Annotated in this window: 1 protein-coding gene; it reads right to left on the reverse strand. The window is 72.1% G+C overall.

Features of this window, described 5'->3' with window-relative positions:
* The coding region (locus D7X12_RS41460; RefSeq protein ID WP_341868276.1) for a ketoacyl-synthetase C-terminal extension domain-containing protein at positions 1-1152 on the reverse strand (1152 nt) is incomplete at its 3' end.
* Positions 1153-1163 lie beyond the last annotated feature (11 nt).

Genomic DNA, 1163 nt, shown 5'->3' on the forward strand with positions numbered 1-1163 from the left:
CGCCAGCGACACCTGCACGCTGAACAACGCGGGCAGCGCCACGCGCGTGTCCGCGAGGCTCGCCGTGACGTCCGCGCCCTCCGCCGGCCGCAGCAGCGCCGACACGCGCTCCCGCAGCGGCGCGTCCTGCAGCGCGAGGCACGCCTCCAGGTGCGCGCGGAACCGCGGCGAGGCCTCCGCCAGCTCGCGCCCCATGCCCACCTGCTGCGCTCCCTGGCCGGAGAAAACGAATGCCACGCGGGGCGCGCGACTCGTTCCCTTCGCCACGGGCGCCGGTTTCTGGAGCTGCTTCGCCAGGTCCGCCGCGTCCTTCACCACCAGCGCGCGGCGGAACTCAAACACTTTGCGGCCCACCGCGTGCGTGAACGCCAGGTCCGCCAGGGACAACTCCGCCCCACCGGCCTGCGCGTGCGCGTCGAGCTGGCGGGACGCCGCCTCCAGCGACTCGGGCGTGCGCGCGGACAGCAGGACGAGCTGGTGGGAACGGGTGGTGGAACCACTCTGCCGCATGGGAGCTTCCTCGAGGATGGCGTGGGCATTGGTGCCACCAATGCCGAACGAGCTGACCGCGGCGAAGCGGGGCGTCTCACCCCGGGGCCACGAGCGCAGATGGGTGTTGACGAAGAACGGGCCCGCCGCGAAGTCGATTTGCGGGTTGGGCCGCTCGAAGTGGAGGCTGGGCGCAATCTCGCCGTGGTGCAGCGACAGCGCCGCTTTGATAAGCCCCGCGAGGCCCGCCACCGTGTCCAGGTGGCCGATGTTCGTCTTCAGCGACGCCAGCGCGATGGTGCCCTGGTGCGCTGGCCCCAAGCCGTACGCGCGCGTCAGGGCCGCCACTTCAATCGGGTCCCCCAGCGGCGTCGCGGTGCCGTGGGTCTCCACGTAGCCGATGGCCTCCGGTGACACGCCGGCCTTCGTCAGCGCCTGCGTCACCACGGCCGCCTGTCCCTGGACGCTGGGCGCGGTGAAGCCGGACTTGTGCCGGCCATCGTTGTTGATGGCCGAGCCCCGGATGACGGCATAGATGGCGTCGCCGTCCCGCACCGCGTCCTCCAGGCGCTTGAGCACCACCGCGCCCACGCCGTTGCCCGCGAGCGTGCCCTGCGCCTTCTCGTCGAACGCGCGGCAGTGGCCGTCCGGAGAGAAGATCATCCCCTCCTGGT

It is taken from the genome of Corallococcus sicarius, from assembly GCF_003611735.1.
GTDB lineage: Bacteria > Myxococcota > Myxococcia > Myxococcales > Myxococcaceae > Corallococcus > Corallococcus sicarius.